This window comes from Pontibaca salina (assembly GCF_016307205.1).
GTDB lineage: Bacteria > Pseudomonadota > Alphaproteobacteria > Rhodobacterales > Rhodobacteraceae > Pontibaca > Pontibaca salina.
In genome coordinates this window covers 118,456-144,475 of record NZ_JAEIJD010000004.1, presented here as the reverse complement: position 1 = coordinate 144,475, position 26,020 = coordinate 118,456, and the positions used below count along the sequence as shown (strand labels likewise).

Here is a 26,020-nt window from a genome sequence, read left to right as displayed (position 1 = left end):
TCCGCAAGGCAAGCGAACAGGAAAGGCCCGTGGCGATTGCCACGGGCCTTTTGACTTTCTCGTTCCCCTCGGCTTTTCAGCCGAACTTGAAGTATTTGTCCCGGGCCTGAATAAAGGACAGGTCGGTGCCTTCAGTCCGGGTCCGCAGAAGGTTCAGCGCGTCCGTAAAGCTGGCAACAGTTTTCTGGACCAACGGATCGCCGCTATCGCGCAACTCGCCCAAAACCTCTTCGGCGGCTTTGGCCCCGGCCTCGAGAATATCATCCGGAAATTTCGGGTGGGTAATGACGCCGTGGTCGTTCACCAATGTCTGCAATGCCCGGGGATCATTCGCAAAGATATCGGCGGTCATGTTATCGTATTCCGCCTGGGCACAATCGCGAATGATCGCCTGCAGGTTCGCGGGCAATGCCTGATACTTGGCCTTGTCCACCACAACCTCAGGCGCAAGCCCCGGCTCGATGAAGGAAGACGTGTAGTAATGTTTGCACACCTGATAGAAACCGAGTGCGAGATCGTTATAAGGTCCAACGAATTCAATCGCATCCAGCGTGCCGTTCTGCAACGCCTGAAACAGGTCGCCAGCAGCCATGTTACTGACCGAGGCTCCAATTTTCTGCCAAACCTGCCCGCCCAATCCGGGGGTTCTGAATCGCATACCCTGAACATCTTCAAGGCCGGTCAGTTCTTGTTTGAACCAACCACCCGTCTGAATACCGGTATTGCCCGCCAGAAATCCTTGAACTCCGAACTGATCATAGATCTCGTCCCAGATTTCCTGCCCGCCCATGAAGCGGATCCAGGCCGTCAATTCTCGTTCGGTCATACCATAGGGCACGCCGGTAAAAAAATTGAGCGCGGGTGATTTGTTCTGCCAGTAATAGGCCGCTCCGTGGCTCATCTCGGCCGAGCCGTCGATGACCGCATCAAGCGATTGCAGCGCCGGCACCAGCTCTCCGGCAGAGAACAGCTTGATCGTTAATTGTCCGTCGCTGGCGGCAGTGATGCGGTCGGCGAGGCGTTGCGCACTGACCCCTAGTCCGGGAAAGTTCTTGGGCCAGGTCGTCACCATGCGCCAAGTCATCTTGCCTTGGGCGACGGCAGGTGCCGCCAGCGAGGTCGCCGAAACCGCAGCCCCGCCCAGCGTGGCCCCCTTCAGAAAACCGCGACGATCCATACTTTTCTCCCTTGCTGTTTTGATCATTGCCGGTGAGCAAATATAGGGTAAAGCATAACCTTCCAGTTTTGTGGATAAAAGCCACGACGCGCCCGCCTGCCCCTTTTTAAAGGCACTGGTCCCACTGGCGATAGATGTGTCGCAGCCATTGCCCTTGGCAAATGCAGCAGCCCGATTCCCTGAGAGGCGAACCCGGCCGTCGGCTCTGCGTTACCTTACGTCTGAACGAGTGTCGCTAGAAAGTCCGCTGGCCTGCGCGGCCGAACAGATCAGTTCATCTGGAACTGAATGGCATAAATACCGTCCTGCAACGCGCCGAACATTTCGGGCACGTCCGGATGATCCACTGGTTCGCCCGAATGATCCGCCATCAGGTTTTGCTCGGATACATAGGCGATATAATAACTTTGATCGTTTTCCGCGAGCAGGTGATAGAATGGCTGATCCTTCACGGGACGGATGTCCTCGGGAATGGATTCGTACCAATCATCGGAGTTGGAAAACTCAGGATCGACGTCGAAAACTACACCCCGAAAGGAGTGTTGTTTGTGACGGACGACTTGTCCCAAGCTGTATTTCGCGCATGACCTAAGCATTTCCCGGTGCCTCTAGCCTCCGATTTTCGCGGTATCAAGGGTCTATTGTCAATTATAGCAGGGTGTGTGGTACAAAAGCGGTCCGAAAACTTTGTCCTAACAGCGGAGCAGAGTGAGCTGTCGGAAATTCAGATTTCAACACAGGGCCAGATGCTGTATGGTTTTACCAAAAAAGGCACGAGGCAAATGAGCAGATTTCTTTGGGCCATGACATTGGCTGTCTTACTGGCATCCTGCGGGGCTCGACACAGCGCGCCGCCGGGCAATATCAACGATGCATGCAGCATCGCCAAAGAGCGTCCGAAATACATGCGCGCATTCAAGGCCACCGAGCGTAAATGGGGCGTTCCGGTACACGTCCAAATGGCGACGATCTATCAGGAAAGCAGTTTCCGCGGAAATGCGCGCACTCCTTTCCGTTACGTGCTGGGTATTCTGCCTATGGGACGACAAAGCAGCGCCTATGGCTATAGTCAGGCGCTGGACGGAACATGGGACGATTATCGCGCCGATACCGGCAAACGACGCGCCAAACGCGACCGGATCAATGACGCGGCGGATTTCATCGGCTGGTATATGGTCAAGTCACGTCAACGCAACGGCATCCCGCTCCATGACGCGCGCAATCAATATCTCGCCTACCATGAAGGGCATACCGGCTATGCCCGTAGAAGTTATCAGAGCAAAAGCTGGCTTGTACGTACCTCGGGCCAAGTAGAAGCGCGCGCAGCGATGTATGCCAGACAACTTGCCGCATGCCGGTGATACTGGCACCATCACAAGGCTTTTCCACTATTGGCTTGGCGGGCGCGCTCAGCGCCCTCCGGACGATCCTGCGTGCGGCGGGGTGAAGAGGTTCGAGTTCAGGCGCATATCGGTTTCCAACACGCCCAATATCACCGTGGTTGAAGTGCCCGAGCTGTCATTGATAACCCATTTGCGCAACTCCACAGGATTGCCGGTAAACATCAGTTCGATATTGCCGTAATCTGGGTGTTCGGGGTCCTGAGCGGTTACAATCGTACTAGTGCCATCGTAACTGTGCCCGACGACCATGTTGGCGCGACCCAGATCCACATTACGTTGTAGAATTATCGATAGCGGTGTGCGTTTGAGCGGATAGCTTTCAGGGGGCTGATTCGATTTCGGGTCCTGAATCACAACCGTACCCCCGCCGGCCATCACCACGGCGTTGTTGGGTTTTTCATACTGAAACCGCATGCGACCGGGGCGGTGTATATAAAGTTTTCCAGTAGACAGCGATCCGTCGTCATTGATTTGGGTGAACGGCGCTTGCGCGGTGGTCATACCGTTAAGATATTGCGATATTTCGGAGAGGGAGAGCTTCCCTTCGGCCCATGCAGAGGGCGCAGAGAGGATCAGAGCGGCGGCAAGGACAAGCTTTTTCATGGCCCAAAGATAGGGGTGGACCATTCAAAGGGGAATAGTCCACCTGCCCTTGCCGCGTGCAAATTTTCGTGTGCCGGCTCAATGCTGTTCCGGCACCAGAATTTCGCGTCGGCCGACATGGTCGGCGGGAGTGACCAAGCCTTCCTCCTCCATCTGTTCGACCAAGCGCGCCGCCTTGTTATAACCGATTGCCAGCTTGCGCTGGATATAGGATGTCGAGCAGCGGCGATCCTTGATGACGATCTGCACCGCTGTGTCATAGAGCGCATCTTCGCCGTCGGTATTGCCACCAAGCCCGAGAACCTGATCGATATCGCTTTCACGATCTTCCGACGGGCCATCCAGAACCGTGGTCACATATTCGGGCGGGCCAAACGCCTTGAGGTGATTGACGACTTCCTCGACCTCTTCATCGCTGACAAAGGGACCATGGCAGCGCATGATACGCCCGCCACCGGCCATGTAGAGCATGTCACCCATACCCAAAAGCTGCTCGGCCCCCATTTCGCCAAGAATCGTGCGGCTGTCGATCTTCGACGTCACCTGAAAACTGATCCTTGTGGGAAAGTTCGCCTTGATCGTCCCGGTGATGACATCGACACTGGGGCGCTGCGTGGCCATGATCATGTGGATCCCGCTGGCCCGCGCCATCTGGGCGAGTCGCTGGATGCAGGCCTCGATCTCCTTGCCGGCGACCATCATCAGGTCGGCCATCTCGTCCACGATTACGACAATGAACGGCATCGCTTCGGGGGCGAATTCCTCGGTCTCGAAGACCGGATCGCCGGTTTCATCATCGAATCCGGTCTGCACCGTGCGGCTGAACATCTCGCCCTTATCCAGCGCCTCTTTAACCCGGCCGTTATATCCGTGGATGTTGCGCACGCCCATCTTGGACATCTTGCGATAACGGTCCTCCATTTCGCCCACCACCCATTTCAGGGCGACGACCGCCTTTTTCGGGTCGGTGACAACGGGGGACAGCAGATGCGGGATACCATCATAGACCGACAATTCCAGCATCTTGGGGTCGATCATGATCAGGCGGCATTCCTCGGGTGTCAGCTTGTAAAGCAGGCTCAGGATCATGGTGTTGATCGCCACCGACTTCCCCGAACCGGTGGTCCCAGCGATCAGTAGGTGAGGCATTTTGGACAGGTTGGCGACCACCGAATCGCCGCCAATATCCTTGCCTAGCGCCAGCGGCAGGCTAAGATTGCTGTCGCCGAATTCCCGGCATGACAGGATCTCGCGCAGCACCACTTTTTCGCGGCTGTCATTGGGCAGCTCGATCCCGATGACCGAGCGCCCCGGCACGGTTGAAACCCGCGCCGACAGCGCCGACATGCTGCGCGCAATGTCATCTGCCAACCCGATCACGCGGCTCGCCTTAAGGCCCGGCGCCGGTTCCAGTTCGTACATGGTCACGACCGGGCCGGGCCGAACGCTGACGATCTCGCCCTTGACCCCATAGTCGTCCAGCACCGATTCCAGCATCCGCGCGTTTTCCTCAAGCGCCTCGTCGCTCAGGTGAAGGCGGGGGATACTGGCCGGATTGGTCAGCAGACCAAGTGGCGGCAGCTCGTAATCACTGGCCGACCCGTCAAATTTCCGCACCGGTCGCCCCCCGGCCTGCCCTGCGCTAGCAGCCGGCAGGGGTTGGCGTACCGGGTTGTCAACCACTTTGCGCGGCTCGGTGGCCGGGACACGGGCTGCTTCGGGTGCGGTCGGGGTAATTGGCAGCGGCTGAGCTTCGGGCGCATCGGCCTGAGGCACGTCATCATCCCCAGCCATCATTGGTAATGGTGCGGTCTGCGGCTGCCCGCCGACCACCGGCGGTTCCGGCGGCAACGCCATTGGGCCACGGGTGTCCAGCAACAGCGGATCGGGTCGCCGCCCACGCCCCTTGGTCAGAGGCAGGTTCGGGTCGGGTTCGGGCGGCAGTTCCGCCTGACGGCGCGATCTTATGACATCGGCAATCCGGGCACTGATGCGGTCATCAGCAGGAATCTCGTCATATCGATCGCTCGGATTAGAATCGACCCGATCGGGGTCTGGCGACACATCAGGGCGGCGAATAAACGATGGCATGCGCGATAGGAAATTCCCGCGCTCGTCGGCCTGTTCAGCGGGCTCAGGCCAGTCCGTTTCGATTGGGTCGAAATCATCTTCCGGCGACGACATAATAAGACCGGACGCGACGGCCTCAGGCGCGGATGCCTGTGCTTGGGCGCGCGCCTCGCGGGCTTCGCTGCGCTTTTGGGCAAGTTGCGCCTGCCGATTACGTGCAGCGGTCATGGCGGCGCTGGCGCTGCGCCCCAACAGAACCATCAGCGCGCCGTAACTCATGATAATACCAATCAGGACCATCCGCGCGCCGCGCGCCAATTCTGGTCGGGTAAAGCCCAGTACAAACGCCCCCAAGCCGAGCATCCCCACGGCCAAAAGCAAAGACAACACCTTGATCGCGAAATGCGAGCTGACCGGCAGAAGCGTCAGCAACGCGCCCAAAACCGTGTCGCCAAACAGCCCGCCCAGACCATAACTATGCGTCGCGCTCCAGTCCGCGCCCGGCACCAGGGTCGCAGCATAGACAGCCGCAACGGCGACCATTATTGGCGCAAAGATCACCCGTGCGACGGCGCGCTCTTCGCTCCGGTGCAACGCAAAACGCAGACCCCAAGCGACAAGAACCAGAGCGATTGCCCACGACCCCCAGCCCACGACCATGAACAGAGGCGCGGCAATCGATGCGCCCGTCCGACCCAGCCAGTTCTGTACCGGAGCATCTGTCGACACCATCCAGTTCGGATCTTCCGGCGTATAGGAACCGATCATTGCGGCTGCCGCTACGCCAAGACATAGCAGCACGATACCCAGCAATTCCTTGCCGCGCTTTTCGATGGCTTCCTGCATGTTGCTGTCCAGCAGTGGATCGCGGCTGCGTGAATGATATGCCATTATAATCGGTCCTCAGTTATGCAAGCAGTCGTCAGGCCACTTGCCCGGCGCTGCATGTCGTCTTTTTTGGGCCATCATCGCAGCCCTTATAGTTCCCGCACCGGGTTCGCGCCCGTCGCATTTTACGTGGATCAGGCTCGGATCACAGCCCGCACGTCACTTTGCTGCGCTATTCCCAGCTTCCATGTGAATCTGTGTCGCTGCCTGTGGCAACGGCTTTGGCGGCGCAACATCAGTCTGTGCGCGCGAGCACAGAAATGCATAATCCGTGGGCTTGAAAACCGCTCGGGAAACTTCATCGATTTGCCTCAAAATCAGGATCATTGGCGTCCCGTTGCCTTCTAAGGTACAGATCGCGCGCACGGGCGTCCAGACAAAGCGGCGTAACACGTTGTAATTGTGGTTTTCAGGCCAAGGCCTGTTCGGCCGCTGCGCCGAGGCGTAGCAGTGCTGTTTCGCCAAAAGGCCGTGCCATAAGCGTTATGCCGCAGCCGGGCGTGGCCGTGGGCAGAGTTAGGGCGGTTACCCCCATCAGATTGCCGATCCGAGTGTTGCGCAGGGTCAACAGATTCTCAGAAATGTAATACTCGTTATCGGTTCTTAACCTTTCTAGATTTGGCGGCAAATTGGGCGCGGTCGGGCACAGCACCGCATCGAATCCGGCGGTGGCACGGCCCCATGCTGTGCGCGCGGCTTCCAGCGCCGCCCATCCGGCAACATAATCCGCCCCCGCGGTCCCCCTGCCCTGCCGGAATCGGTCGCGAATAGAGGGGAACATGGCATCGGGATTGGCTTCGATCTTGTCGCGCCACAGGCCATAGGCTTCAGCGGTATAGAGAGCCCCGCTGAGTTCCATCGCCTCGTCAAGTGCCGGCAGGGCGACGTTCGTCACTACCGCCCCAGCATCGGCCAGCCGGTCCACGGCTTTGTCAAAAGCGGTGCGCGGTGCCTCTCGGATGTCGTCCAGCGCAACGGTTTGCAAAATCGCCAGATGCCGCCCCTTCAGACTGCTTCCGCGCAGATCGGCTGGGCAATTACTCCCCTCCAAAACAGCGAGCATCAACGCGGCGTCCTCGACGGTGCGGGTAAGCGGGCCGATCGTATCGAATTTCAGACATAGCGGCACCACGCCGCCCAGATCCAACCGCCCCGACGTGGTTTTCAAGCCGATCAGATCATTCCACGCCGCCGGCACCCGGACCGAACCGCCGGTATCCGAACCGACCGCGCAAGCCGCAAGATCGAAAGCCACCGACGCCGCGGCGCCCGAGGACGACCCCCCCGGTGCAGCCTCCGCATCGGTGATATTGGGTGGGGTTGCAGTCGAGGGGTTATAGCCTAGCCCGGAAAAGGCCAACTCGCTCATATGGGTCTTGCCCAGACAGATTGTTCCCATCGCAGTGGCGTTGCGCAACACTACGGCGTCTTGCTCCGGTACCCGCCCTTTCAGCAGGCCTGACCCGGCTTCGGTCGCGATGCCGCCGGTGTCAAAGGAATCCTTCCAGCTGATCGGCACCCCATCCAGCAAGGACAGACGCCGCCCGGCACGGGCACGCTCTTGGGCGGCACCGGCCTCGGCCAAGGCGCGCTCGGGCGTGACGCGCGCATAGATCCGGTCGCGCATAGGATGCCCGTCAATCGCAGCGAGAAAACCGCGGGTCAGGTCCAGCGGATCGATCCGGCCCGCCGCGATGTCGCGCCCCAGATCCCCTGCACTCATCCTCAGCCAATCTTGCATATTGCCCTCGTTTTTGCTCTGCGCTCTTGACGGTAGCGACCGCACCCCACATGGACAATCCCGAACACACGATCATATTGCAGAGCATGACAGAACAACCCCATGTCCTTATTGTTGGCGGCGGACTGAACGGTCCGGCCTTGGCGCTTGCTCTGGCGCAAGGCGGAAAGCGCGTCACCGTGATCGACGCCTTGCCGCAGGATGTGCGCCAAGCAGATGAGTTTGACGGCCGCGCCTATGCGCTGGCCTTGGCATCGCAACGGTTGCTCTCTGCCATCGGCATTTGGGCACGGATCAATGACCACGCCCAGCCGATGCTTGAGATCAAGGTCACAGATGGTCATGCAGGACGCGGCCCATCGCCGTTCTGGATGCACTTTGACCATGCCGAGATCGAAGAAGGTCCGATGGGATATATGGTCGAAGACCGCTATTTACGCCGTGCCCTGATCGACGCGATGGCAGAAAATGATGCAATTACGCTGCTCGATGGGCAGTCAGTGGTGGCGCAAACCGTGTCACCCAGTGGAGTTTCTGTCACGCTGGAGGATGGCATTGAAATCACCGGCGACCTTCTGGCTGGCTGCGACGGACGCACCAGCGGCACGGCAACCCGCGCGGGGATCAAGCGGTCTGGCCGGGATTACGGCCAGACCGCGCTGGTTTGCGCAATCACCCACGAGAAGCCGCATCACGGCGTCGCGCATCAGTTCTTTATGCCGCCGGGGCCGTTGGCTATTTTGCCTCTGACCGGCAATCGCTCACTGATTGTCTGGGCCGAAAAGACCGAGTTGGCGCAGCAGATCAACGCATTGGATGACCACAACTACCTTGAGGTTCTGCGCCCCAGGTTCGGCGATTTTCTGGGCGAGCTCGGGCTGGAGGGGAAGCGTTTTACCTATCCGCTCAACCTGACTGTCGCCAACGCGCTAATCGCCGAGCGCCTCGCGCTTGTCGGGGATGCCGCACATGGGATCCATCCGATCGCCGGTCAAGGATTGAACGCCGGATTGCGCGATGTTGCAGCCCTTGCGGAAACGGTCATTCTGGCAGCACGACGCGGTGAGGATATCGGATCAATACAGGTACTGGAACGCTATCAGCAGTGGCGACGCTTCGACATGGCGACGCTGGTGACCGCGACAGACATGTTCAATCACCTGTTTTCGAATGATAATCCATTGCTACGCGCGGGGCGCGAACTGGGTCTTGGACTGGTCAATGCCCTGCCACCCGCACGCCGTGCGTTTATCCGCGAAGCGGCGGGCCTGACCGGTGACCTGCCCCGCCTGATGCAGGGCAAAACGATCTAGAAGCGCTTCATTCCAGTTGCCGGGCTTCGTCAACCAGCATGATCGGAATGCCCTCGCGGATTGGAAACGCCAGCCTCGCTCTGCGCGATACGAGCTCCTGCCGCGCTGCGTCGTATTCCAGCAGCCCTTGGGTCTGCGGGCAAACCAAGGCCTCAAGCATATGGCGGTCGAACGCCGGCGGTGGCTTCTTGGTTGCGGTCACTGCATGATTTCCTCATTATCGTCGCCGCTGCGCAGCGCATATTCGATCAGCATCACAAGGGTTTCGCGCCGTGTTGTCAAACATGGGGCCTCAAGCAGGGCCTGCTTGTCCTCGAAATTGAAATCCAGAATCATCGACAGAGAATTGATCAGCAACTCGTCATCCGCCTCTTTCAACGTGTCCCAATCGGTCGAAAGTTCCCGCGATGCGAAATAGCGCCCCAACAGGCTCAGAAACGCAGGCCGGTCGAACCCCGTATCGCACTCGACGCGGTCGAGATCCTTTTCAAAGCCGTCCCAAGTCACTTCGCAGCGGCGATAGGGCGCGAAGCCGTCCACCTCGTGCCTAACTCGATAGCGCGAAACGCCAGCCAGCGTAATCAGGTACCGGCCGTCCTCGGCCTCGGAAAACTGTGTGATACGTCCCGCGCAGCCGATGGAATGCAACCCCTCCCCGCCGGACACGCCCGGTTGAGGCTGCACCATTCCGACCAGGCGATGAGGCGTTTTCAATGTGTCCTCGATCATCTGCAGATAGCGTGGTTCGAAAATATGCAGCGGCAAGCGCGAGCGCGGCAACAGGAGTGCGCCGGGAAGCGGGAACACAGGGATCGTATCAGGAAGATCACCAACCGAGATCATACTCAGGAGTCTAGCACTCCTCCTCATTTAGACAAATATCATCGACGAAAGTCGGCGTCGCCCGTTCAGAACGATGGGATCGTTGGCTTTCAGCGCATCGAATATCTTGAAAAGCTGCGTTTTTGCGGCCTCGTCATTCCACGCGCGGTCCTTGGAAAACAGGATCAAAAGCTCATCGACCGCCTCTTGCACCTTGCCATTGGCATGCAGAGCCAGTGCCAGATCGAATCGCGCCTGATGGTTGTCGGGCTCAGCCTCGACCTTGGCAGCCAACTCGGAAACCGGTCCGGCCTGTGCCGCCTGTTGCGCCAGCTCCAACTGGGCATGCATTGCCTCAAGCTCGGGCGAGGTTGAAATTTCGGCCGGCGCACCGTTCAGAACCGCTTCGGCCTGTTCCAGATCATCCATTGCGATATGGCACTTCACGAGCCCCGCATAGGCGGCGGCATGGTGTTCATTTTCGCCCAAGATGGCAGCAAAGGTCTGCGCCGCATCCGTGGCCGCGCCCTCTTCCAGCATCGCTTCGGCGGCCTCGACTGCCTCGGCCAGTGGATCGCCCGACGCCTGGCCGCCACCGGCTGCAATCACGCGATCGACGAAGGCCTTGATCTCGGATTGCGGCAGCGCGCCCTGAAATCCGTCGACCGGCTGTCCCTTGTAAAACGCATAGACCGTCGGAATCGACTGGATCTGCAACTGCCCGGCAATGGCCTGCGCCTCGTCGACGTTGACCTTTACCATCCGCACCGCGCCATTGGCGGCACGGACCGCATCTTCCAGCAGCGGACCCAGCGTCTTGCAGGGGCCACACCACGGCGCCCAGAAATCGACGATAATGGGCACTTCGTTACTGGCCTCGACCACATCGGCCATGAATCCGGCCTCGGTCGTGTCTTTTATCAGGTCTGCTGCGGGGGTACTGCCGCCGGTCGATAATTCGATCATATTCAATCTCCTGAGCGTCTGCATTCTATATGCAGGCTGGGTGGGTGAAAACCAAGGGTTACCTGCGTCGTTTCACAGATCGAAGCTGGCAAAAACCGGTGCGTGATCGCTGGGCCGTTCCCAGCCGCGCACATCGCGCAGGATACGGCTGGAGTGGCCGGCATTGGCGATATCGGTGGTGGCCCAGATATGATCCAGCCGCCGCCCCTTGTCGGCTGCATCCCAATCGCGCGCCCGGTACGACCACCAACTGTAAAGCTGCCCCTCGGGGATGTCCTGACGTGTGATGTCGACCCAGCCACCGGCATCTTGGGTCTCGGCCAGATGCTCAACCTCAATCGGAGTATGGCTAACCACCTTGAGTAGCTGTTTATGCGACCAGACATCATCCTCACGCGGAGCGATGTTCAGATCCCCCACAAGGATCGACTTTTCGGGGCGGTCGCTATGGAACCAATCGCGCATTTCGGTCAAGTAATCCAGCTTTTGGCCGAATTTCTCGTTGACCTCGCGGTCGGGCACATCGCCACCTGCGGGCACATAGAAATTATGGATCACCACGCCGTTTTCCAATTCCCCGGCGATATGACGGGCATGCCCCAGCGCTGCAAAATCCTGTGCCCCGACCTCTTTGATGGGCAGGCGCGACAGGATCGCAACCCCGTTATAGCCCTTATCGCCGCGCGCGATCATGTGGCGATAGCCCAATTCCGCAAAAGTTTCGGTCGGGATCTTGTCAACCGGTGACTTGCATTCCTGAAGACATATTACATCGGGGGCTTGCTCCTGAAGCAATCTGGCGACCTGCCCCTCGCGCAGGCGGATCGAGTTGATGTTCCAAGTGGCAAGTGTGAATGGCATAGTGGATGTCCTATTTTGCGTCGCGCGCACCGTAACGCCGCCCGGTGCAGGATGCCATGTGTGGGCGCAAAAAGACCGGACCATAAGGCCCGGCCAAGTTCCAACAAGGACTTGCGTGTCGGCAACCAACGACCCGATACACAAATTACCCGGACACGCGCGGGCCGCGCCAACACGGCGCGGCCCGCACGACGCGACATCAAGATGACTCGATCAGCGCCCAGTTATACCACCAGCCGATAACCACCGCTTTCCGTAACAAGAATGCGCGCATTCGACGGCTCCGGCTCGATCTTTTGACGCAGCCGATAGATATGGGTCTCAAGCGTATGCGTCGTTACTCCCGCATTGTAGCCCCAGACCTCGTGTAACAACACATCCCGCGCCACCACGCCTTCCGGTGAGCGATAGAGAAACTTCAGGATGTTGGTTTCCTTTTCGGTCAGGCGAATCTTGCGCTCGTCCTCGGCAATCAGCAGCTTCATCGCGGGCTTGAACGTATACGGCCCGATCCGAAACACCGCGTCCTCGGATTGCTCGTGCTGGCGCAACTGCGCCCGGATCCGCGCCAGAAGCACCGGAAACTTGAACGGTTTGGTCACGTAATCATTCGCGCCCGCGTCCAAGCCCAGAATGGTGTCGGCATCGCTGTCATGCCCGGTCAGCATCAGGATCGGGGCCTTGACCCCTTGCTTGCGCATCAACCGGCACAGCTCGCGCCCGTCCATATCTGGCAGGCCGACATCCAGAAGCACCAGATCGAAACGCGACTCATGGGCGCGCTCCAGCGCGGCATGGCCATCGCCGGCTTCGACGACGTTAAATTCCTCGGTTACGATCAATTGTTCGCTCAGTGCATCGCGCAGATCGTCATCATCGTCTACCAGCAGGATTTTTTTGAGTTGTGACATGGCGATACCTCCTATTTCTCTGTGAGATGTGCCAAATTGCCCACAACGGCAAGAATTGCTGCACCCGCCTCACGCCGTCGTGTCCCACAAGCGGTAAATGTTTCACATTCCAATCCACAGCGCTTAGATAGGGCGCACTGAGAGGATATCCCGAATGAGCCTTTATCCCAACATTGCCGAACTTCTGGCCCGCGCCCGCGCCGATCTGCGCATGGGGGTACCGCTGGTGCTGATATCGGGCGATCGCGGCGTTCTGGCTCTGGCGGCGGAAACGCTCGGGCCCGACCGGCTGGCCGATCTGCTTGCTCTGGGCGGCGAATCCTGTATCGCCATCACCGCACGACGGGCCGAAACGCTCAAGGCGCGCCCATATGATGGCGATCTGGCCCGCATTCTGCTGCCCGATGATGTTGACCTTCCCTGGGTCCGCGCCCTCGCCGACCCCGCCGACGACCTGAATTCGCCAATGAAAGGCCCCCTGATCAGCCAGCGCGGCGGCCCTGCCGACCTGCACCGCCTTGCCATCTCGCTGATGAAATCGGCCCGGCTTCTGCCCGCCGCCCTGCTCCAGCCGCTGCCTCACCCGCAACAATTCGCCGCGCTGAACGGGCTGACGCTGATCGACGAAACCCGCGCCGCCCCTTTCCTGACCCAGCGCAGCCCGATGCACCCGGTGGTCAACGCCCACTTGCCCATTGAGGTCTCGTCCCAAGGCCGCCTGCACGTCTTTCGCCCCGAAGACGGTGGCGAGGAACATTACGCCATTGAAATCGGCCGCCCCGACCGCGCCAAACCCGTACTGGCGCGGCTGCATTCGGCCTGTTTCACCGGCGATCTGATGGGCAGCCTGAAATGCGATTGCGGGCCGCAACTGCGCGCCGCGCTGGCCCAGATGGGTGCGGCCGGGGCCGGGGTGCTGCTTTACCTCAACCAAGAGGGGCGCGGCATCGGGCTGGCCAACAAGATGCGCGCCTATTCGCTTCAGGATCAAGGCTTCGACACCGTCGAGGCCAATCACCGTCTGGGCTTCGAAGACGACGAGCGCGACTTTCGCATCGGTGCCGATATCCTGAAATCGCTGGGTTTCCTCTCGGTACGCTTGCTCACCAACAATCCGGCAAAAATCACCATGATGGAAAAGACCGGCATCACCGTGGCCGCGCGCGTGCCGCTACATGTGGGCGAAGGCGAACATAACCGCGCCTATCTGGCGACCAAGCGGCAGAAATCCGGACATCTCGAATGAGCCCCGCCGACATGGTGCTGACCAAGCGCGGCTTGCGCTTTGCCGGGCGGCTATATCCTTGCACCCTCGGGCGCGGCGGGGTCACGCACGACAAACGCGAAGGCGACGGCGCGACCCCGGCCGGCACCCACCATATCACCGGGCTGCTGTACCGGCCCGACCGGATGACTCCACCCGCCCCTTGGGCGCAGCCGATCCGCCCGCGCGATCTGTGGTCCGATGACAGCAATGACCCGGCCTATAACCACAAGGTGCGCGCGCCGCATCGCTTCAGCCATGAACAATTGCGCCGCGCCGATCCGCTTTATGATCTGATCCTGCTGACCGACTGGAACTGGCCCGATGCACAGGCTGGGCGCGGCTCGGCCATTTTCCTGCACCAGTGGCGCCGCCCCGGCCATCCGACCGAAGGCTGCATCGCCTTTGCACGGCCCCATATGCGCCAGATCGCCCGACAAGCCGCGCCCGGAACGCGGCTGATCGTCCCCAAGGCGTCTTTCTGGTCTTAAATACCCATTGCGCTGCGGCGTCCTTCAGGGAACTTGCACCGCAAGTCGCCCCGCGCCTCAGCCGGTCGGACGCTCCCCGAAAATCGCCGAGCCGACCCGCACATGGGTGGCTCCCTGCGCGATGGCGCTTTCGAAATCGCCGCTCATGCCCATCGACAGCCCCTTTAACCCGTTGCGCTTGGCGATCTTGGCCAGCAGCGCGAAATGCAGGCTGGCTTCCTCGTCCAGCGGCGGGATACACATCAGGCCGCGCACCGGCAGGTCCAGCTTGCGGCACTCGGTGATGAAATCATCCGCATCATCCGGCAGGATACCGGCCTTTTGCGGCTCTTCGCCGGTATTGACCTGCACGAACAGATCGGGGCAGGCACCGCGCTCTTGCGCCAGCCGGGCAAGGGTATTGGCCAGTCGCGGGCGGTCCAGCGAATGGATCGTATCGCACAGCTCCATCGCCTGACGGGCCTTGTTGGTTTGCAACGGGCCGATCAGATGCAGCACGATCCCGTCAAAGCGGTCGCGGTAAGCGGGCCATTTGCTTTCGGCCTCTTGCACGCGGTTTTCACCAAAATGGCGGTGGCCCTGTTCCAGCACCTTGACCACCCGCTCTTCGGGCTGGGTCTTGGTCACGGCGATCAGGTTGACCGCGCCCGCCTTGCGCCCGGCGGCGGTTGCGGCGGCTGTGATACGGGCTTGGATTTGTTCAAGTGACATAGGACCCCCGGTCTTGCGGCTTTACGGGCGAGCAATGCTACAAAAGGGCGCAAAAGAAAAGGGCAGGCCCAAAGGCCTGCCCGAATTCGAGTCTGTCAGATCAGCTTAGAAGCTGAAGGCCACACCGGCCTGAACCTGTGTCTGGTCGTTGGCTGTTTCAGCTGCACCGGCCTCGAACGACGCGCCGCCGCCCAGGTCATAGGAGTAGTTGATACCATAGGAGGTGCCTTTGGTGCCGCCGTCCAAACTGTTATCGAAGCGGCCCGCGGTGACGTCTGCTGCCGAAACCGCATCTTCATAGGTCACCCACAGCACGACATTGCTGGCGGCGCCGATGTCCATATTGCCGTACAGGCCATATTTGTCGATGCCGTCGTTATCGGCATAGGCAAAGCGCACACCGTACTGGCCCAGATCAGCCATCACGGCGAAGAACACTTTGTCTTCCCATGCTTGGTTCGAATCCTGTCCACCCAGAACCGCGGTCCAGTCATTCCATGTATAGGCGACGTGGCCTGCGGTGCGCTTGGCGTCAGATGAGTTCTCTTTTGAGTACGAGAGCTGACCGCTGAAATCGCCTGCCGAATACAGCACCTCAACACCGTTTTGCCCTGCGCCCTTCGACGAATACTGATCGTAATTGTCATATTCGTCTAGTAAGCCAGCGGCGCCGCCGTTGACGTTGGTCACGAGGCTGTTGAAGCCCATGCCGTCAACACCAGTGCCGGTCGAACGGGTTTCCAGATACAGGCCCGGTGCGTTGTCCAGCCCGCCAAAGATGTTGCCCACACCCAGCGTGAAGCCGCCATAGGTGGCAAAGAATCGCGCGCCGTTCCACGATGCCCCCCGGGCCGTGCCGCCGTCAGTGTTGTCTGCCTGTGCCCGCAGACGCGCACCCAGCGTCACGCCACCGTCGGTTTCGGTCGACATGTCGAACTGCAGACGCAGACGGCTGGTCAGGTTGGTCTCGGTGGCGTTCGCGTCGTTATAGTCCAGACCAAAACGGCCATAGCCGCTGATGGTCACATCTGCTGCAGCCATTCCCGCGGTCGCGATCAGCGCGGTTGTGGCGAAGAGAACCTTTTTCATGATTTTGTCCCTCGGTTTTTCAATTCCATGCCCAAACCGGGGCATCCGGCGTGGGTATGAGTGTGGTTTCGCCCGTTCACCCCTCAGTTGGCAAGTCCATGCCGACCCTGCCTCACAAAGTCGTCAAAGATGGTGCAGCTTTGCCACAGTTATGCCGCTTGACCCCGCAGCGGCGGCGCGCCTGTCGCGCCCCGTTGCACTAAGCCCCTTGCTCCACCGCCCTTGCTTGGTTAGGACATTCTCCAAACAGGTTCGGGATGGTGACATGACTTTTCGACAAACGCTCAAGACGACAATCGGTCTGGCGCTGTGCCTCGGGCTGGCCGCCTGCGGGTCGGGAAGTGGCTCCAGCGACGGCAATGCCTCGCCGGGGGGCAAGAGCTATCACCGCCCCGAAACCGCCGGCACCAACTATGACAAGTCGTCGATCTGGGACGTGTTCGGCCCCAATAAAAGCGACCAGACCGTTCAGGTGAACCGCTATATCTGGGCCGCAACGCTGGATGTGCTCAGCTTTCTGCCGGTGCAATCGGTCGATCCGTTCACCGGCGTGATCGTTACCGGCTATGGCAATCCGCCCGGCGGCGGGCAGGCCTATCGCGCCACGGTGCACATCAAAGACCCGGCGCTTGAAGCGCGTTCGCTGAATGTGGCGCTGCAAACCCGCAACGGCCCGGTCAGCGCCACCACCGCCCGCGCGGTCGAGGACGCCATTCTGGCCCGCGCCCGCCAGCTGCGCATCGGCGACAGCAAGCTGTAAACGCGTGGGCGATTCAGAATTTCCGCGCCGGGCCAGCTTGCCCGGCGTTTTCAATTAGGGAACCGCATCCGATGGCACGATATTCGGCCGCAGAAATCGAAACGAAATGGCAACAGGCCTGGGACAAGGCCGGAATCTTCACCGCACGCCGCGACCAAGGCAAGCCCAAATACTATGTGCTGGAGATGTTCCCCTACCCGTCGGGGCGCATCCATATGGGCCATGTGCGCAACTATACGATGGGCGACGTGATCGCGCGCTATAAGATCGCCACCGGCCATAATGTGCTGCACCCGATGGGCTGGGACGCCTTCGGCATGCCCGCCGAAAACGCCGCGATGGCGATTGGCGGCCATCCCAAGGACTGGACCTATGGCAACATCGCCGACATGCGCGCCCAGATGAAGCCGCTGGGCCTGTCGATCGACTGGAGCCGCGAATTCGCCACCTGTGATCCGGAATATTACGGCCAGCAACAGGCGCTGTTTCTAGACATGCTCGACGCCGGGCTGGTCTATCGCAAGAACGCCGTGGTCAATTGGGACCCGGTGGACATGACGGTTCTGGCCAATGAACAGGTGATCGACGGCAAGGGCTGGCGTTCAGGGGCCGAGGTCGAACGGCGCGAGCTGACGCAATGGTTTTTCCACATCGCCGACTATGCCGAAGACCTGCTGGAGGCGCTGGACGGGCTGGACAATTGGCCCGCCAAGGTGCGGCTGATGCAGGAGAATTGGATCGGCAAGTCACGCGGGCTTCAGATGGCGTTCGACCTGTCCGCGCCCGCCGACGGGTTCGAACAGATCGAGGTCTATACCACCCGCCCCGACACCTTGGCCGGGGCCAGCTTCATTGCGCTGTCCACCGATCATCCGCTGGCCCGCGCGCTGGAAGACGGCAACCCGGAACTGGCCGCCTTCAGCGCCGAGTGCCGCAAGGGCGGCACCACCGAAGAGGCGCTGGAAAAAGCCGAAAAGCGCGGCTTCAACACCGGGCTGACGGTGCGCCATCCGCTGTATGAGGGGCAGGAACTGCCGGTCTGGGTGGCCAATTTCGTGCTGATGGATTACGGCACCGGCGCGATTTTCGGCGTGCCCGCCCATGACCAGCGCGACCTTGATTTCGCGCGCAAATATGACCTGCCAGTGATCGACACCTTTGTCGCCCTCGACGATGATACACGGGTCGAGAACGCCGCCTTTGTGCCGCCCAAGACCGAAAAAGTCCGCTGGATCGACCAGCCCGCCGGAGTCGACGTGGCCACCGGCCAAGAGGCGATCGACGCCACCATCGACTGGGCTGAACAGCAGGGTCTGGGCAAAGGCGTGACCAATTATCGCCTGCGCGACTGGGGTCTGTCGCGGCAGCGTTATTGGGGCTGTCCGATTCCGGTGGTGCATTGCCCGGATTGCGGCGCGGTGCCCGAGAAGAAGGAAAACCTGCCGGTCCGCCTGCCCGACGATGTGTGCTTTGATAAACCCGGCAACCCGCTGGATCGGCACCCGACCTGGGCGCTGGCCGATTGCCCCGCCTGCGGCAAACCGGCAAGGCGCGAGACCGATACGATGGACACCTTCGTCGATTCGAGCTGGTATTTCGCCCGCTTCACCTCGCCCCATGCGGCCACCCCGACCGACGAAGAAGACGCGGCCTATTGGATGAATGTCGACCAGTATATCGGCGGCATCGAACACGCGATTCTGCACTTGCTCTATTCGCGCTTTTTCGCGCGGGCCATGCACCAGACCGGCCATCTGCCGGCCTCGGCGATCGAGCCGTTCGACGCGCTGTTCACGCAGGGCATGGTCACGCACGAGATCTATCAGACGCGGGACGAACAGGGCCGCCCGGTCTATCACCTGCCCGAGGATGTGCAGGACGGCAAACTGGCCGATGGCACCGAGGTCGAGATCATCCACTCGGCCAAAATGTCGAAATCCAAGAAGAACGTAGTCGATCCGGTGCACATCATCGACGCTTATGGTGCCGATACCGCGCGCTGGTTCGTGCTGTCGGACAGCCCGCCGGAACGCGATGTCGAATGGACCGCTTCAGGGGCCGAAGCCACGCATAAATACCTGGCCCGGGTCTGGGCGCTGAGTGAAAAGATCGCCGCCATGCCCGAGGGTGCGGGCAAGGGTGACGACGCCCTGCTGCGCGACATGCACCGCGCGATTTTCGACGTCACCCAAGGGATTGAAAGTTTCGGCTTCAACGCCGCCATCGCCCGGCTTTACGCCTTTACCAACGTGCTGGCGAAATCCGATGCGGGCAAGGCTGCGAAACGTCAGGCGGTGATGGTTCTGGCGCAACTGATGTCGCCGATGACCCCGCATCTTTCGGAAGCGATCTGGCACGCGCAGGGCGGCGACGGTTTGGTTGCCATCGCGCCCTGGCCCAAGGCCGATGAGTCGATGCTGATCGACGACAGCGTGACGATGCCGATCCAGATCAATGGCAAGCGGCGCGCGGAAATCAGCGTGCCGCGCGACATGGACCGCGCCGAGGTTGAAAAACTGGCGCTAGAGGTCGAGGCTGTGCAAAAGGCGCTGGCTGGGACGGCGCCGAAAAAGGTGATCGTCGTGCCGGGGCGTATCGTTAATGTCGTCGTTTGACCGCCGCACATTTCTGCTGATGCCGCTGGCGCTGGCCGCCTGCGGCTTCACGCCGGTCTATGGCCCGGGCGGCACCGGCACCGCGTTGCACGGCAAAATTCGGGTCGACGCGCCCGATAATCAGGACAGCTATTATCTGGTCAGAAATCTGGAAGAGCGCTTCGGCCCTACAACCGCGCCCGAATATGATCTTTCCTTTACTGTCCGAACCAGCGAACAGGGTCAGGCGATCACGGCCGCCGGTGACATCACGCGTTACTCTATTGTCGGCACGGTGGATTTCACCCTGCGCCGCGCGGCAGACGAGGCCATCATTGCATCGGGGCAGGTCAAGAACTTTGCCGGTTATTCAGCCACTGGGCTGGCGGTGCCGATTGATCCGGATGATCCAAGCCAAGGGTCGCTGAATGCCTCGACGGTGCAGACCCTCGCGGCCGAGCGCGACGCTCGGGAACGGCTGATGGTGATGCTGGCAGACCAGATCGCGACGCGGGTGCTGGCCACTGCGGACCTGACGTAATGAAACTGGCTGCGCGCGACGCTGATGCGTATTTCGCCAAACCCGACAAGACCCGCACCGGGCTGCTGATCTATGGCGGCGACAGCATGCGCGTGGCCTTGAAGCGCCAACAGGTCATTGCCGCACTGCTGGGGCCGAATGCCGAAGAGGAAATGCGTCTGGCGCGTCTGTCCGGGGCCGAACTGCGCCGCGACCCGGCACAGTTGCTTGATGCGGTCAAAGCCGTCGGGTTTTTTCCCGGCCCGCGCGTCGCCTTTGTGGAAGAGGCCGGCGAGGGCACAGTTCCTGCGTTGCAATCGGCGCTGGCGGATTGGCGCGAAGGGGATGCGCAAATCATCGTGACGGCAGGTGCGCTCCGGGCCAATTCGAAACTGCGCAAATTGTTTGAGGGGCATCGCAATGCCTATGCGGTCGGTCTCTATGATGACCCGCCATCGCGGGCCGAGGTCGAGCGCTTGCTAGGGGCCGCAGGCCTGCGCGATGCGTCTGGCGAGAGCATGGACGCGTTGACTGAACTGGCGCTGACACTTGGTCCGGGGGATTTTGCACAAACCGTTGAAAAGCTGGCGCTTTACAAACTGGACGACAGTACTCCTGTCACGCCCGAGGATGTCGCCATATGCGCGCCCCGCTCAACCGAGGCGGCGCTTGATGCTTTGCTGAACGCCGCCGCCGAGGGTCAAAGCGACCGGATCGGCCCGCTGATCGCGCGAATGGAATCGCAAGGAGCAACCGCCGTCAGCCTGTGCATCGGCGCGATGCGGCATTTCCGCCAGCTTTACACGGTCATGGCCGACCCTGACGGTGCTGCCTCAGCGCTTAACCGGATGCGTCCACCGATTTTTGGCGCGCGGCGCGATCATTTGATGAAGCAAACCAAGCTCTGGTCGCCCGAGCGTCTGGAAAGCGCACTGGGCGAGTTGACGAATACCGATTTGCATCTGCGTTCGGCCGGTCAGACCGCACCTGCCATGGCGCTGGTCAGCCGCACCCTGATCCGGCTCGCCGCAATGGCTCGGCGGCGTTAGAGCGTCATCCCGCGTTGCGCCCAACGCGCGGCCGCCCGCCCGGCCCAGCGCCCGGTGGCAAAACACGCCGTCAGAAGATAGCCGCCGGTCGGCGCTTCCCAATCCAGCATTTCACCGGCGCAAAACACGCCGGGGCGGGCGCGCAGCATAAGCTCTTCGGTCAGCGCCGCCCGCGACACCCCGCCAGAGGTCGAGATTGCTTCGTCCAGCGGACGCAATCCATCGTGACGCAACGGCAGCGCCTTGATCACCCGCGCCAGCGCCTCGGGATCGGTCGGCAAAGGGTGTACAAATTCGTTCAGCATTGCAATGCGCGCCGGGTCCAGCCGCAAGGCCTTGCGCAAGTGGTTCGATAACGAGGTCTTGCCACGCGGTCGCGAGAGACGAACGGTCAGGTCAGCAAGGCTGCGCTCGGGCAACAAATCAATCTGGACCGGATAGCCCAGCCGAATGGCCTTGCAGATCGCATAGATTCCGCCGCCTTCCAGCCCGTGCGCGGAAATTACCGCTTCGCCCCGACTGCGCGCTATCCCGGCGCGCCACTCCACACCCTTGATGGGCTTCCCGAAATGGCGCGCCATATGCGCTGACCACTGGACGTTTAGCCCGACATTAGCAGGCGCGAAGGGTTCCAGTGTCACCCCTTCGGTGCTCAGGATTCTGGTCCATTCGCCATCCGACCCCAGCCGTGCCCAGCTTGCCCCGCCCAGCGCCAAGACTATCACATCCGGCGCACAGGTGACTGGCCCTTCGGGCGCGTCGAAAGCTACCGCATCGCCCCGCCAGCCGGTCCAATACCAGCGCAGGCGCCGCTGAACGCCCAGATCGTCGAGCCGCGCCAGCCAAGCGCGCAACAGCGGCGACGCCTTCATCGACACTGGAAAGATCCGCCCCGTCGATCCGGTGAACAAATCCTGCCCCAACCCGCGCGCCCAATCTTGCACCGCCACTGTGTCGAAATCCTCGATCATCGGGCGCAGCCACTCTGCGGCCTCGTCATAGGCGGACAGCATCTGCGGGAGGGGTTCGGCTTTGCTTAAGTTCAGTCCAGACTTACCCGCCATGAGAAACTTGCGCCCGATTGATGGCTTGGCCTCGGCCAGCGTCACGGCACATCCCGCGCGCGCCAGTTCCTCGGCAGCCATGAGCCCCGCCGGGCCGCCCCCGATCACCAGCGCGTTTGCCTGTTTGCCGGTCACGTTCATTCCCAATTTACCTGCACCGATGGGAACGCAGCCGCCTGAAACTGCGTTGATGCGGTGAACACGAAAACAGCCGCTTTAGTCAAGAAGGAACAGACGATGCCCCTGACCTATCGCGAAGACGACACGCACAAGCTGGTTGAATTGGAGGTGCATGGAAAAATCACCAAGGCCGATTACGACGAGGTGATCCCCAAAGTGCAAGCGTTTATCGACCAGCATGGCACCATCCGCTTGCTTGAGGTGGTCGAAGATTTTAGCGGTTTTGAAATCTCGGTTCTTTGGCCCGGCATAAAATTCGACATTCAGAATCTGAAACATATCAGCCATGTCGCGGTCGTGTCAGACACCGGCTGGATCGGCGCACTGGCCAAAGCCGCCGGTTCCTTCATGTCCACCAAGCTGCGCACATTCGACCTGTCCGAACTCGCAGAGGCGCGGGCATGGATCCGCAAGCCGGAGTGATCAGCGACACAACTCGGCAATGCCTTGCGCAATCTCGGGATCAGCGGCCAGTGTATCGGCGACCAACGCCTGCGCTGCATTCATCAGATCAGCAGGCTCAACGATCCGGTCGATCAATCCGATGCGCAGCGCCTCCTCCGCTTCGATATTCTGGCCCGCCATTAGGATCAGCTTGGTGCGCGCCGGGCCGATCAGGGCGGCCATGCGCGCCGGATCCGAAGGTTGCGGCAGGAAGCCCAGACGCATTACCGGATAAAAGAACTTCGCCCCCGGCACGGCAATGCGCAGATCACAGGCCAGCGCCATCCCCATCGCGCCCCCGGCCAATGTGCCATTCAGCGCGGCCACGGTCAGACCGGGCAGGCTCGCGATGGCACCTGACAGACGCTCCCAATCGGGCGAGGTCGCCATACCGGCGCGCGCCGCCTCAAGATCGGCCCCGGCACTGAACACCCTGCCCCGCCCGGTCAGGACCAGCGCCCGCGCCTCTTGCGCGGTTTCAGCAATATCGGCCAGTCGTGCCAACATGTCAGGCGTCAGCGAATTGGCCTTTTCCGGACGGTCGATGGTGACGGTCCACAGTCCGTCCCGCTTGTCGAGCGCGATCATACCAGACCCACCCGGCGGCGGATGTCCGGGTCACGCAGGGAAATCTCGGCGCCGATGAACTCATCCGCCTCGGAGGAACACATCCACAGCAATGTGTGCGCGGGCCAGTCGGGCGGAATATGGTCGGACCAGTCCAACCGGCTGACCGGATTAACGCCGGAGGCCTTGATCTCGCGCTGCATTTGCGTGGCCACCGTGCCGGGGCTGAGGCCCATGACGCGGATGCCGCTGGCGCGCGCCTCGTAATCCAGACTGGCGGTCAGCATCGCCACACCGGCCTTGGCGGCGCAGTACTGGCTCCATGCCTCAACCGGAGAATGGGCGGCACCCGAACTAACGGTCAGGACGGTGCCGCCGCCTGCTTTCTGTATCACCGGAACCGCGGCACGCATGCCGTGAAACACGCCCTTCAGGTTGATGTCGATACCCTTGCCCCATGCCTTGGGGTCGGCCTCGGTCAGATGCGCGATGGGTTCGATCACCCCGGCATTGTTGATCAGTACATTCAACCCGCCGAAGCGATCCAATGTCTGCCGCACCGCGTCGTCGACCTGATCGTAATCGGACACGTCGCAGGCCAACGCCAGTGCTTGCGCTCCGATCTCTTCCGCCAGCGTCACCAGACTGTCACCGCTGCGCGCCAGCAACGCCACATTCGCCCCCGCGCCAGCGAAAACGCGCGCCGCTTCGGCTCCGATGCCGCGGCTTGCGCCCGTGATCAGCACCGTTTTTCCTGTCATGTCCATGTCGGCCTCCAGCTCTGGTTGGCATTGATCTTTGGTAGTGTGAGGAATTGGCCGGGTCCAGCCCCGCGAAGACTTGACGCGCGCGCCGCAAGCGCACAGCATGCGCAAAATTTGTCGAAAGGTACTATTGATGACAGTTGTTCTCGCACGTAGCTGCGGTGCTGCGCTTGCAATGTCTTTTTTTACATCGGCTGCTTACGCCGATCTAACCGCACAAGACGTTTGGTCGGACTGGCGCGATTACATGGTCAGTGCCGGCTATGAAGTATCGGGTGACGAATCCATGTCGGGCGATACTCTGACGGTCAGCGATATTACGATGCGCCTGCAAATGCCCGACGCGCCGGGTGGCGGCGAAATTACCATTTCGTCCCTGCAACTTACCGAGCAGGGCGACGGCAGCGTTGCGATCACGTTGCCCGACACGATCCCGATGCTGATTCAAGGCAAAAGCGATGATGGCGAAGATTACAACGCCACAATCAACTATGGCCTGTCCTCCAGCACCATGAACGCATCCGGCACGCCCGGCGACACGCGCTATGATTTCCAAGCCGCGCAAGTGACAATGGATCTGGGAACCGTGACTCTGGACGGTGAAGTGCTCCCGCCCGAGATATTCCGGGCCAACCTCGTGCTGGATGCTGTTACCAGCGTCACCGAAATGAAACAGGGCGGCACACGGGAATATACGCAAAATACACAAGCCGACAAACTGGCCTATGACATCGCCTTTGAAGACCCGGGCGAAGACGCGGACGAAAAAGGCGCGATCAAAGGGGAATTGCGCGGTCTGCAACTTGAGAGCAAAGGCGCGCTTCCGGCCAATATAGACATGGAGAACATGGCGGCGCTTCTGGCCGATGGTTTCGCGGTCAAAGGCAAATTCACCTACCTTTCGGGAATGAACAGCATTGACGGCACCTCGGAGGGATCGCAGTTCAAGGTGCAAAGTTCGTCCAACGGGGGCGAAATCGCAATGGTGATGAATGCCGAGCAACTGGTTTACGATGTCAGCCAAAAGGACACATCGCTGAATATTGCGTCTGACGATCTGCCAATGCCGATCTCGCTCGACATGGAAGAGGCGGCCTTTCATCTGGATATGCCGATCAGCAAATCCGACGAGGTGCAGGACTTCGCGCTATCGTTGAAACTGCGCGATTTCACTGTTCCCGAGGCGATCGGAGCCATGTTTGCTGGCAGTGAAGAGCTGTCGAAAGAGCCGGCGAACCTTGCGCTTGATCTGAGCGGTCAGGCCAAGATCCTATCCGATTACATGAGCCCCAAAGCCGTCGAGCAACTGGCAGTGTCGGATCAGCCACCCGCAGAATTGCACGCGCTGAAGATCAATAATCTGCTGGTATCGATATTTGGCACCACGCTAACCGGCAAAGGTGGGTTCACCTTTGACAATACCGATACCGAAACCTTTGATGGCGCACCCCGGCCCGAAGGTCAGGCGCAACTGAATTTGGCTGGCGCCAATGCCCTGCTCGACAAATTGATCGAAGCGAAAGTTCTCTCCAAGGATGATGCGATGGGCATGCGGATGATGCTTGGCATGTTCGCAGTTCCGGGCGAAGGCGAGGACACGCTCACCTCGACCATCAAAGTCGACGAAAAGGGACAGGTGATGGCGAACGGTCAGCGTCTGCGATAAAATCCGACGCGCCGAACACTCCGAGGGCCGCCTTTCGCGCGGCCCTCTTTTGCTGTCGTACCCTTGCAGGTCGGACTGTGCGCGGTTACCTCGAACTGCAAG

General features: G+C 60.7%; 25 protein-coding genes. 10 read left to right on the top strand and 15 right to left on the bottom strand.

Going from position 1 to position 26,020, the window contains the following annotated elements:
• Nucleotides 1-76 precede the first annotated feature (76 nt).
• Both JAO82_RS07205 and hspQ read right to left on the bottom strand, forming a co-directional pair.
• On the bottom strand, nt 77-1,177 hold the full coding sequence (locus JAO82_RS07205) for a TRAP transporter substrate-binding protein (protein WP_198685697.1): 1,101 nt from the start codon (nt 1,175-1,177) through the stop codon (nt 77-79).
• Nucleotides 1,178-1,446: 269 nt separating this feature from the next.
• On the bottom strand, nt 1,447-1,773 hold the full coding sequence (gene hspQ / locus JAO82_RS07200) for a heat shock protein HspQ (protein ID WP_198685696.1): 327 nt from the start codon (nt 1,771-1,773) through the stop codon (nt 1,447-1,449).
• Nucleotides 1,774-1,959: 186 nt separating this feature from the next.
• On the opposite strand from hspQ, the gene JAO82_RS07195 reads away from it, so the two are divergent.
• Nucleotides 1,960-2,538: a transglycosylase SLT domain-containing protein gene (locus tag JAO82_RS07195; RefSeq protein WP_198685695.1), complete on the top strand. Its 579-nt coding sequence runs from the start codon at nt 1,960-1,962 to the stop codon at nt 2,536-2,538.
• A gap of 48 nt (nt 2,539-2,586) precedes the next feature.
• Here the strand turns inward: JAO82_RS07195 and JAO82_RS07190 are convergent, their stop codons facing one another.
• From JAO82_RS07190 to JAO82_RS07180, 3 genes are all read right to left on the bottom strand, one after another.
• Complete coding sequence (locus tag JAO82_RS07190) at nt 2,587-3,183, bottom strand: LolA family protein (protein ID WP_198685694.1); 597 nt, start codon at nt 3,181-3,183, stop codon at nt 2,587-2,589.
• Between the two features lie 78 nt (nt 3,184-3,261).
• Nucleotides 3,262-6,144, bottom strand: a complete 2,883-nt coding sequence (locus JAO82_RS07185) for a DNA translocase FtsK (protein WP_198685693.1) — start codon at nt 6,142-6,144, stop codon at nt 3,262-3,264.
• Nucleotides 6,145-6,550: 406 nt separating this feature from the next.
• Entirely contained in the window at nt 6,551-7,882 is a 1,332-nt protein-coding gene (locus tag JAO82_RS07180; RefSeq protein WP_198685692.1) for an amidase, read from the bottom strand.
• 86 nt (nt 7,883-7,968) lie between these two features.
• Between JAO82_RS07180 and JAO82_RS07175 the strand changes: the two genes are divergently transcribed.
• Complete coding sequence (locus JAO82_RS07175; protein ID WP_232897277.1) at nt 7,969-9,195, top strand: FAD-dependent monooxygenase; 1,227 nt, start codon at nt 7,969-7,971, stop codon at nt 9,193-9,195.
• Nucleotides 9,196-9,202: 7 nt separating this feature from the next.
• On the opposite strand, the gene JAO82_RS07170 is transcribed toward JAO82_RS07175, so the two are convergent.
• The 5 genes from JAO82_RS07170 to JAO82_RS07150 form a co-directional block, all read right to left on the bottom strand.
• Nucleotides 9,203-9,355: a Trm112 family protein gene (locus tag JAO82_RS07170; RefSeq protein WP_198685756.1), complete on the bottom strand. Its 153-nt coding sequence runs from the start codon at nt 9,353-9,355 to the stop codon at nt 9,203-9,205.
• 38 nt (nt 9,356-9,393) lie between these two features.
• On the bottom strand, nt 9,394-10,038 hold the full coding sequence (locus JAO82_RS07165) for an LON peptidase substrate-binding domain-containing protein (protein WP_198685690.1): 645 nt from the start codon (nt 10,036-10,038) through the stop codon (nt 9,394-9,396).
• Nucleotides 10,039-10,065: 27 nt separating this feature from the next.
• The gene (trxA, locus tag JAO82_RS07160) at nt 10,066-10,983 is read right to left on the bottom strand and encodes a thioredoxin (RefSeq protein WP_198685689.1); all 918 of its coding nucleotides are present in this window, start codon (nt 10,981-10,983) and stop codon (nt 10,066-10,068) included.
• Nucleotides 10,984-11,055: 72 nt separating this feature from the next.
• Nucleotides 11,056-11,844 carry an exodeoxyribonuclease III gene (locus tag JAO82_RS07155; RefSeq protein WP_198685688.1) on the bottom strand — a complete coding sequence of 263 codons (789 nt, stop codon included), beginning with the start codon at nt 11,842-11,844 and terminating at the stop codon, nt 11,056-11,058.
• Nucleotides 11,845-12,068: 224 nt separating this feature from the next.
• Nucleotides 12,069-12,755 (bottom strand): response regulator transcription factor, encoded by a 687-nt coding sequence (locus JAO82_RS07150; RefSeq protein ID WP_198685687.1) that lies wholly within the window; start codon nt 12,753-12,755, stop codon nt 12,069-12,071.
• Between the two features lie 154 nt (nt 12,756-12,909).
• Here JAO82_RS07150 and ribA point away from each other — a divergent pair, with 154 nt between their 5' ends.
• Nucleotides 12,910-14,001 (top strand): GTP cyclohydrolase II, encoded by a 1,092-nt coding sequence (ribA, locus tag JAO82_RS07145; RefSeq protein ID WP_198685686.1) that lies wholly within the window; start codon nt 12,910-12,912, stop codon nt 13,999-14,001.
• Nucleotides 13,998-14,510: a L,D-transpeptidase family protein gene (locus JAO82_RS07140; RefSeq protein WP_198685685.1), complete on the top strand. Its 513-nt coding sequence runs from the start codon at nt 13,998-14,000 to the stop codon at nt 14,508-14,510. Before ribA ends, JAO82_RS07140 begins: the two co-directional genes overlap by 4 nt.
• Nucleotides 14,511-14,567: 57 nt before the next feature.
• Here the strand turns inward: JAO82_RS07140 and JAO82_RS07135 are convergent, their stop codons facing one another.
• Both JAO82_RS07135 and JAO82_RS07130 read right to left on the bottom strand, forming a co-directional pair.
• Complete coding sequence (locus JAO82_RS07135) at nt 14,568-15,221, bottom strand: YggS family pyridoxal phosphate-dependent enzyme (protein WP_198685684.1); 654 nt, start codon at nt 15,219-15,221, stop codon at nt 14,568-14,570.
• A 105-nt stretch (nt 15,222-15,326) separates the two neighbouring features.
• Nucleotides 15,327-16,310 carry a porin gene (locus tag JAO82_RS07130; protein WP_198685683.1) on the bottom strand — a complete coding sequence of 328 codons (984 nt, stop codon included), beginning with the start codon at nt 16,308-16,310 and terminating at the stop codon, nt 15,327-15,329.
• Between the two features lie 265 nt (nt 16,311-16,575).
• On the opposite strand from JAO82_RS07130, the gene JAO82_RS07125 reads away from it, so the two are divergent.
• The 4 genes from JAO82_RS07125 to holA all read left to right on the top strand — a co-directional run bounded on the left by JAO82_RS07125 (nt 16,576) and on the right by holA (nt 21,233).
• Nucleotides 16,576-17,070, top strand: a complete 495-nt coding sequence (locus JAO82_RS07125) for a DUF3576 domain-containing protein (RefSeq protein ID WP_198685682.1) — start codon at nt 16,576-16,578, stop codon at nt 17,068-17,070.
• Between the two features lie 71 nt (nt 17,071-17,141).
• Entirely contained in the window at nt 17,142-19,685 is a 2,544-nt protein-coding gene (leuS, locus tag JAO82_RS07120) for a leucine--tRNA ligase (protein ID WP_198685681.1), read from the top strand.
• Nucleotides 19,672-20,205 (top strand): LPS assembly lipoprotein LptE, encoded by a 534-nt coding sequence (gene lptE / locus JAO82_RS07115; RefSeq protein WP_198685680.1) that lies wholly within the window; start codon nt 19,672-19,674, stop codon nt 20,203-20,205. Before leuS ends, lptE begins: the two co-directional genes overlap by 14 nt.
• Nucleotides 20,205-21,233 carry a DNA polymerase III subunit delta gene (gene holA, locus JAO82_RS07110; protein WP_198685679.1) on the top strand — a complete coding sequence of 343 codons (1,029 nt, stop codon included), beginning with the start codon at nt 20,205-20,207 and terminating at the stop codon, nt 21,231-21,233. The genes lptE and holA overlap by 1 nt, the downstream gene beginning before the upstream one ends.
• On the opposite strand, the gene JAO82_RS07105 is transcribed toward holA, so the two are convergent.
• Nucleotides 21,230-22,438 (bottom strand): TIGR03862 family flavoprotein, encoded by a 1,209-nt coding sequence (locus JAO82_RS07105; RefSeq protein WP_198685678.1) that lies wholly within the window; start codon nt 22,436-22,438, stop codon nt 21,230-21,232. The genes holA and JAO82_RS07105 overlap by 4 nt on opposite strands.
• 96 nt (nt 22,439-22,534) lie before the next feature.
• Between JAO82_RS07105 and JAO82_RS07100 the strand changes: the two genes are divergently transcribed.
• Nucleotides 22,535-22,900: a SpoIIAA family protein gene (locus tag JAO82_RS07100; RefSeq protein WP_198685677.1), complete on the top strand. Its 366-nt coding sequence runs from the start codon at nt 22,535-22,537 to the stop codon at nt 22,898-22,900.
• Here the strand turns inward: JAO82_RS07100 and JAO82_RS07095 are convergent, their stop codons facing one another.
• Both JAO82_RS07095 and JAO82_RS07090 read right to left on the bottom strand, forming a co-directional pair.
• Nucleotides 22,901-23,509 carry an enoyl-CoA hydratase/isomerase family protein gene (locus tag JAO82_RS07095; RefSeq protein WP_198685676.1) on the bottom strand — a complete coding sequence of 203 codons (609 nt, stop codon included), beginning with the start codon at nt 23,507-23,509 and terminating at the stop codon, nt 22,901-22,903.
• Nucleotides 23,506-24,255 carry an SDR family oxidoreductase gene (locus tag JAO82_RS07090; protein WP_198685675.1) on the bottom strand — a complete coding sequence of 250 codons (750 nt, stop codon included), beginning with the start codon at nt 24,253-24,255 and terminating at the stop codon, nt 23,506-23,508. The genes JAO82_RS07095 and JAO82_RS07090 overlap by 4 nt, the downstream gene beginning before the upstream one ends.
• A gap of 172 nt (nt 24,256-24,427) precedes the next feature.
• Here JAO82_RS07090 and JAO82_RS07085 point away from each other — a divergent pair, with 172 nt between their 5' ends.
• The gene (locus JAO82_RS07085) at nt 24,428-25,918 is read left to right on the top strand and encodes a DUF2125 domain-containing protein (RefSeq protein WP_198685674.1); all 1,491 of its coding nucleotides are present in this window, start codon (nt 24,428-24,430) and stop codon (nt 25,916-25,918) included.
• Nucleotides 25,919-26,020 lie beyond the last annotated feature (102 nt).